The organism is Streptacidiphilus pinicola (genome assembly GCF_003258295.1).
In the GTDB taxonomy this organism is placed as follows: Bacteria; Actinomycetota; Actinomycetes; order Streptomycetales; family Streptomycetaceae; genus Streptacidiphilus; species Streptacidiphilus pinicola.
Genome location: NZ_QKYN01000221.1, coordinates 1 through 6,975 on the forward strand (window position 1 = coordinate 1; position 6,975 = coordinate 6,975).

Sequence of the window (6,975 nt, forward strand, 5' to 3'; positions counted from 1 at the left end):
ACGACCCCCCGGTCGCCGGCCGAGTCCGCCGGGCAATCCGTCGCGCAGCCGCCGCACGTGCCGACGCCGACGTTGCCGGACGGGGCCGGGCTGCGGTGGGGGAGGAGCCGGCCGGCGACCGGGGGGTCGTTGCCGGAGCCGGACGCGCTGCCGGAGGCGGACCCGGAGGACCTCGGCGGCCTGGTGCCGGACACCGTGCTGGAACTGGCCCGGCACGGCAGCATGACGCTGCGCGCCGCCAGCGCCCGGGGCGAGGACGCGCGGGCACTCGGCGCGCCGCGTGGGGACCGGATGATCGTGGCCAGGTTCGGGGACGGCCCCGACGGTCTGCTGGTGACCGCCGTCGCCTCGGGCCCCGGCGCCACCGAAGCGGTCCGGATGCTGGCCGCGTCGGTCGGCCGCAGCAGGACCGGGCTGCTCGCCGACCTGCGGCACGGCGCGCAGGAGCAGCTCCGCTTCGGCCTGCAGCGGCTCACCGCCCGCGCCGCGCGCGGGCTGGGCCCGGCGGGCGCGATCCACGCGCTGCTCGCGCCGCTCGACCCCACCAACCGGCTGCGCGCCGGCTTCGGCACCGGCGTGGGCGCGCTGCTGCTGCTCGGCGACGACGCCTGGTACGACGCCTACGCGGGGCGCCGGCTCACCAACGAGCCGGAGAGTGCGGCGGACGCGGTCGCGCCGCAGGCGGGACAGTTCCGCTTCCGTGCCGTCGTGCCGGAGCCCGGTGACGTGCTGCTGCTCTGCACGGAGGGGCTGGCGACGCCGCTGCGCGCGGAGCCCGCGGTCGCGGCGCTGCTGGCCGCGCACTGGTGCCAGCCGCACGCCCCGGCGGGCGTGGACTTCCTGCGGCAGATCCAGGCGCGGGCGTCCGGCCACTCGGGGGACCGGACGGCCGCGGCGATCTGGGAGGAGTGACCCCGGCGCGCGGGACGCCGCTCAGGCGTCGCGCGGCTCCGCGGGAGCCGGGGCCGGGTCCTGCGCGTCGTCGGTCGGGGCGTCGTTGCTCACGGCCTTCAGCACCACCGTGCCGCGGTCGTCCGGCGTCTGTGGGCGCGGGAGCACGGCGGTGGGCTTGTCCGCCGGGACGGCGTCCTCGGGCACCGCGTCGGACGGCAGCGCTTCGGACGGGACGGCGTCCGTCAGACCGACTTCGGTCGCCGCCTCGGACGGCTCGACCAGCGTCGCGGGCAGCTGCTCCACCGCGGGCGCGGGCGACTGGGACGGCAGCTCCACCGGCGGGTTCTCCGCGACCGGCTCGGGCCGCACCGGCGCCGGCTGGGACACCGGTGCGGGCTGGGCCGGGGCGTAGGGGGTGCCCGTCGGCGGGCCGTAGGGAGCGGCCTGGTGGGGCAGATGCGGCAGGTGGGGCAGCGGAGCGGGCATGCCGAAGGGGGCCTGGACCGGCTCGGCGTACGCCGCGTAGGGGGCGGTGGCGACGAGCGGGCCGGCGAAGGGGTGTCCGGAGCCGGGGCCCTGCAGGATGCGGATCTGCTGCATCTGCGTCACCTTGCGGATCATCAGGATGCCCAGCACGGCCGAGGTGAGCCGGCAGAGGTCGGCGATGCCGCTGAAGCCGAAGGCCACCGTGACCGCACCCAAGGAGCTCGACTGGTCACCGCGGACGGGGCTGACCGCCACGAACAGCAGGGTCTGGCCGACGATGAAGCTGAGCCACCACCAGGTCACCAGGTAGGTACGCGGCTTGCGGAGCACCGGCTGTGCCGCGAGCGGGATCGCGGCGCGCCAGACGCCGCCCGCGACGATGCGGGGCAGCACGAGGGAGCCCAGCGGGATGAACCAGCCGCCGATGGCCCAGCCGGGGCTGAGCGCCTGCCGGCCGGGGGAGAGGATCTCCGACAGGTTCGCGGACTTGTAGAACCAGACGATGAAGACGATGCCGGTGGCGAGGGCGAGTACCAGGCTGAGCAGCAAGAGGATCCCGGCGACGCCCGCGGCCGCGTTGATCGCGTCCACGTTCGCGCCGGAGGTGCGGTAGGCGGTCCTGGCGACGCCGTACGCCCAGATGTTCGCGCCGAAGCCGATCAGGGCGGTCAGGCCGGCTATCGCCATCAGGATCTGCGTCGCCAGGCCGACACCGGCCGGCGCGGTCGGCGTGATCAGCCGCGGCTGCGGGTAGTACGCCGCGTAGGGCTGGGCGGGCGGCGCCGCCGAGTAGCCGCAGTGCTGGCAGCGGCCGTACGCGTCGAGCGACGCGGCGGAACAGGACGGGCAGAGCACGGGAGATCCCCTTGGCTGGTTCCGCGCTCCTCGCCGCGCGGCTGGCGGCCGATGGTATGCGATGCCACGGAGCCCCGTCCATGCGTTCCATCACAGCGTCCGTGTACGGACGGTGCAGGTCAGCGCGCGAGCAGGGCTTCGTACAGGTAGTCCTCGACGTGCCCGAGCGCGACCTCGGGACCCGCGCCCGGCAGGCCGACCACGATGGGGGTGCCGAAACCGTCCAGCAGCGCGCCGAGCCGCACCGCGAAGCGCTCCGGCTCGACGGCCCGGAACTCGCCCGAGGCGACGCCCTCGTGCAGCAGGGTGACCAGGTCCTCGCGCCAGACGGCCTCGATCTCGACCTGGCCCGCCCGGATCTCCTCGCTGGCCTGCGAGCGTCCCCACACCTCGACCCAGAGGGTCCAGCGCGGGTCACCGGGGCCGGTCGGCAGGTAGAGGGCGGCGAAGGCGCGCAGCCGTTCGGTGGCCGGGGCGTCGCCGGTGAGCAGCTCGCGGCGTCGTTCGCCGAGCTGGGACTCGCTCCAGCGCAGCGTCTCCAGCAGCAGTTGGTCCTTGCTGCCGAAGTAGTAGAGCAGGTGCCCGCCGCTCATCCCGAGCTCGCGACCCAGGGCGGCCATGGTGACCCCGGCCAGCCCGTGCCGGGCGATGGCGGCCATGGCCGTGGCGAAGACCTCCTCGCGCGGCCGGGCCGGCCGGCGCGCGGACGCTCGGACCACTCCCGCTCAGCCCCTCTCGCCCACTCGCTCCGGATCCTCGGCGGCGCTTCGAATGCTGTTCAAACCGCCGAGGACCAGTAAAGCACCCGGAGGGAGAGGGGACGGCCTCAGGCGACCTGCCTCCCGGTGACGTAGCCGATCAGCGGCACGGTGGGGTTGACCCGCACGACGTCGACGGAGCCGTCCTCCGGCAGGGTGAGCACCAGCTTGCCGCCCGCGACCGTGACCGGATGCTCGACCGGCGCGGACCAGCCCGCGGTGGTGCGCATCGAGACGGCGACCGTTCCGTCCGCGCCCTGGGCGGCGAGGCAGAGCCAGAGCGGCCCGTTGCGGGAGCCGCCCTGCGGCGCGGCGAGGGTGCCTGCGGGCTCCACGGGGATGTCGGCATCGGCGTTGGGCGCGAGCGGCGGCAGGTAGGCGAGCACTTCTTCCTCCAGGTAGCTGGGGGCGGGAACGGGCCGCGGCGGCGGAACGGGCCGCGGGTACTGGCCGAAGTCGGCGGCCTCGGCGGTGTCGTAGTCGGCGCCGCCGCTCAGGGTGGTGCCGCCGGGCTGACGGATGGTCGCGAAGGAGGCCCAGGTGCCGCCGGACCAGGCGACCGTCTGCCACAGGTAGCGCAGCCCCGCCGCGTGGGCGCCCTGGATCACGCGCAGCCCGCCGTAGACGCCGGTCCGCGCGCTGCCCAGGACCGACTGCACGCCCTGGAAGTAGGGCGCCACCGAGGCCCAGTCGGTGTCCGTGTCGACGGCGAAGTGGACCACCGTCGTGTCCGGCAGCCCGACGCCCGCGCGCTGCGCCCACGCCGTGTGCGCGTCGTTCACGCCGGCGTCGTGTCCCTCCAGCGCGCGGGTGGCCGTGCTCTCCCACACGGTCACGATGCCGAGCCCTGCCGCGTGGTAGTCGGTGACCTCGCTCGCCGTCAGGTTCTTGGTCGGGTCCTCGGAGAAGTAACGGGCCACCCAGGTCGCCCCGGTCGCCCTGATCTGCGCGATCGTCGGCCGGTCCCAGGCGATGTCGATCCCCGTCGCGGCCATGACTGTCCCCTCCAGCACCACAGTTGAGCGTGCCTGGTCCGTTTCAGCGTATCGACTGACGCGGTCTCGCGGGTCCCGATCCGCTACCGTGGCATGCTCGATTCATCCGGCACGCCGGATCGTCACGATCACCAGGCACCACCAGGGGGACCCCACATGCGCGCTGTCACCACCACCCTCGCCGCCGCGGCTGCCGCGGCCGCCGTTCTCGGCCTCGCCGCCTGCTCGTCCAACAGCGGCGGCTCCCCGTCCGCGGGCAGCACCGCATCCTGCGAGACCGCGCTGGTCGGCCTGTTCAAGTCCGCCGGCAATCCCGGCGCGGGTGCGACGCCCTCGGTGGCCAGGCCGTCGGCGTGCGACGGGATCGACGTCGCCACCTACAGCAAGCTCCTCTCGCAGGCGGTCAAGGACGCCCTGGGCAGCCTGATTCCGTCCGGCCTGCCGACCTCGATCCCGACGGACCTCCCCAGCCTCCCCACGAGCATGCCCTCCGGCCTCCCGACCGGCGACCTGCCCTCGTCCCTGCCCACCGGCGACTTCCCGAGCGGCCTGCCCAGCTGAGCCCCGCCCAACCACCCGGCCCCACCGGCCCGTCGGGGCGACGGACCCACCCGTCACCCCGACGCGGGCGCCTCCCACGGCCAGACCGCGCGTGCACCGTTCTCCAGCAGCGGGATCAGCCGGAACGCGTGGTCCGTCAACCCGCCGAAGGTGTGCCGGTTGCCCGTGCCCGAGGGCGCGTGGCCCACGCGGGAGCCGGCCAGGTTCCAGGTGTGGACGGGAACCTCTGACGGCACCTGGGCGGTCGGTTCGCCCGACCCTCCCGGCGCGCGGCACTATCGCCCGCTGGTGGCGGTCCTGAGGTCCTCGGCGGTGAGCAGCGAGAGCAGGTGGATGTCCTGCGCCGCGAGTGCCTCGGCGCCGCCCTGTTCGCGGTCGATGACGCAGAGGGCCTCCGTCACGACGGCGCCGAGGGCGCGCAGGTCGGCGGTCGACAGGACGATCTGGCCGCCGCTGGTGACGACGTCCTCGACGACCAGGACGCGGCGGCCGGTGACGTCCGAGCCCTCGGCGAGGCGGCAGGTCCCGTAGGCCTTGGCCTCCTTGCGGACGAACGCGCAGGGCAGTCCGGTGTGCCGGCCGAGCGCGGTCACCACGGGGATCCCGCCCATCTCCAGCCCGGCGAGCACCTCCGTGCCGTCCGGCACGAGCGGCGCCATGCGCGCGGCGATCTCGTCCAGCAGGACGGGGTCGGCCTCGAAGCGGTACTTGTCGAAGTACTCGGTGGCCGTCCGTCCCGACCGGAGGGTGAACTCCCCGGTGAGGTGGGCGGCGGCGTGGATGCGGCGGGCGAGGTCTGAGTCGGTCACGGACGACCATGGTGGCAGACGTCAGAACGCGGGTACTCAGAGGAAGTTGGCCTGAACGCGAGCGAGGGGAAACAGGCGTGAGCGAGCAGTCTGTGCAGCAGCCGGGTATCGCCGTGGCCGTGGTCGTCGACAACGGGCGGGTGCTGATGGTGCGCCGCCGGGTCGCGGAGGGGGAGCTCGACTGGCAGTTCCCCGCCGGCGGCATCGAGGCGGGCGAGGATCCGCTCGCGGCCTCGGCTCGCGAGACGTTCGAGGAGACCGGCCTGGACGTCGACGGCACGCTGCTCCTGGGCGAGCGGGTCCATCCGGTGACGGGTCGGCACATCTCGTACGTGGTGTGCCGCCTCATCGGGGGCGAGGCGCGCGTCGGCGACGAGGAGGAACTCGCGGAGGTCGCGTGGGTGACGCTGGCGGAGCTGCCCGCCCATGTGCCCACGGGGTTGTTCCAGCCGGTACAGGACTACCTCGACCAGCATCTGGACGTGGCAGGGACCGACTGACCGCCCGAGCCCCAGCGAACGCCGGCGTGGCGATCGGTGGGGCTCGGGCGGCCGCGCCCCGGGGCCGTCAGGGCCTCGGCTGCTGCTGCGTGATGCAGTGGATGCCGCCGCCGTTGGCGAAGATCTCGCGGGCGTCGACGAGTTCGACCTTGCGGTCGGGGAAGATCCGGGCGAAGACCTCGGCCGCGGCCTGGTCGCGCTCGTCGTCGAAGGCGCAGAGGACGACCGCGCCGTTGCACAGGTAGTGGTTGATGTAGGAGTAGTCGACCGGCTCGCCGTCCTCCTCGAAGAGAACGGTGGGGGCCTGGAGTTCGATGACCTCCAGCGTGCGGCCCTTGGCGTCGGTGGAGGCGCGCAGCAGGGCCGCGATCTCCTTGGTGACCTCGTGGTCCGGGTGCTTCGGGTCCGGCTGGCTGTGGACCACGACGGTGCCGGGGCGCAGGAACGCCGCGACGATGTCGATGTGGCCGCGGGTGCCGAAGCGCTGGTAGTCGCGGGTGAGGCCGCGCGGGACCCAGATCGCCTTGGTGGTGCCGAGGAAGGCGTGGATCTCGGCCTCGACCTCCTCGCGGGTCCACTCGCTGTTGCGGCCCTCGCCCAACTGGACGGTGTCCGTCAGCAGGACGGTGCCCTCGCCGTCGACGTGGATGCCGCCGCCCTCGTTGATCAGCCGGGAGGCGAACCGCTGAACACCCGTCAGCTCGACGATGTGCTCGGCGATGTGCTGGTCGTTCTCCCAGCTGGCCCACTCCTGCGCGCCCCAGCCATTGAAGATCCAGTCGGCGGCGGCCAGGCCGCCCTTGCCGTCGGTGAGGAAGGTCGGGCCGATGTCGCGCATCCACGCGTCGTCCAGCGGACGCTCGACGATCTCGACCTCGGGCGCGACGTAGCCCCGGGCCGCCTCCGCCTCGCCGGTGTTGACGACCAGGGTGACCGGCTCGTAGCGCACGATCGTGTTGGCCACGTTCGCCCACGCCTGGCGGGCGAGGTGGAGCTCGTCGCCGGCGAAGGTCTCGTTGGAGGTCGGGAAGGCCATCCAGGTGCGATCGTGCGCGGCCCACTCGGCGGGCATGGACCAGCCGAGGGAGGCCGGGGTGGGGGTGGTGCTCATGAGGGT

General features: G+C 74.0%; 7 protein-coding genes and 2 pseudogenes. 3 read left to right on the forward strand and 6 right to left on the reverse strand.

Annotated features, from left to right (window positions below):
- Positions 1-912, forward strand: a pseudogene (locus DN069_RS37720) (protein phosphatase 2C domain-containing protein); the annotation flags it as partial.
- A 21-nt stretch (positions 913-933) separates the two neighbouring features.
- Here DN069_RS37720 and DN069_RS37725 read toward each other — a convergent pair.
- The 3 genes from DN069_RS37725 to DN069_RS37735 all read right to left on the reverse strand — a co-directional run bounded on the left by DN069_RS37725 (position 934) and on the right by DN069_RS37735 (position 3,988).
- Entirely contained in the window at positions 934-2,235 is a 1,302-nt protein-coding gene (locus DN069_RS37725; RefSeq protein ID WP_111507767.1) for a DUF4328 domain-containing protein, read from the reverse strand.
- A 119-nt stretch (positions 2,236-2,354) separates the two neighbouring features.
- Positions 2,355-2,894 carry a TetR/AcrR family transcriptional regulator gene (locus tag DN069_RS37730; RefSeq protein WP_111507773.1) on the reverse strand — a complete coding sequence of 180 codons (540 nt, stop codon included), beginning with the start codon at positions 2,892-2,894 and terminating at the stop codon, positions 2,355-2,357.
- Positions 2,895-3,061: 167 nt separating this feature from the next.
- Positions 3,062-3,988 carry a glycoside hydrolase domain-containing protein gene (locus DN069_RS37735; RefSeq protein WP_111507768.1) on the reverse strand — a complete coding sequence of 309 codons (927 nt, stop codon included), beginning with the start codon at positions 3,986-3,988 and terminating at the stop codon, positions 3,062-3,064.
- Positions 3,989-4,144: 156 nt separating this feature from the next.
- On the opposite strand from DN069_RS37735, the gene DN069_RS37740 reads away from it, so the two are divergent.
- Positions 4,145-4,549 carry a hypothetical protein gene (locus DN069_RS37740; protein ID WP_111507769.1) on the forward strand — a complete coding sequence of 135 codons (405 nt, stop codon included), beginning with the start codon at positions 4,145-4,147 and terminating at the stop codon, positions 4,547-4,549.
- Between the two features lie 53 nt (positions 4,550-4,602).
- On the opposite strand, the pseudogene DN069_RS37745 reads toward DN069_RS37740, so the two are convergent.
- Positions 4,603-4,803 (reverse strand): annotated as a pseudogene (locus tag DN069_RS37745) (TROVE domain-containing protein); the annotation flags it as partial.
- A 21-nt stretch (positions 4,804-4,824) separates the two neighbouring features.
- Positions 4,825-5,358 (reverse strand): orotate phosphoribosyltransferase, encoded by a 534-nt coding sequence (gene pyrE / locus DN069_RS37750; RefSeq protein ID WP_111507770.1) that lies wholly within the window; start codon positions 5,356-5,358, stop codon positions 4,825-4,827.
- Between the two features lie 77 nt (positions 5,359-5,435).
- Here pyrE and DN069_RS37755 point away from each other — a divergent pair, with 77 nt between their 5' ends.
- The gene (locus tag DN069_RS37755) at positions 5,436-5,858 is read left to right on the forward strand and encodes an NUDIX hydrolase (protein ID WP_111507771.1); all 423 of its coding nucleotides are present in this window, start codon (positions 5,436-5,438) and stop codon (positions 5,856-5,858) included.
- A gap of 67 nt (positions 5,859-5,925) precedes the next feature.
- On the opposite strand, the gene DN069_RS37760 is transcribed toward DN069_RS37755, so the two are convergent.
- On the reverse strand, positions 5,926-6,969 hold the full coding sequence (locus DN069_RS37760; RefSeq protein ID WP_111507772.1) for an agmatine deiminase family protein: 1,044 nt from the start codon (positions 6,967-6,969) through the stop codon (positions 5,926-5,928).
- Positions 6,970-6,975: the final 6 nt, after the last annotated feature.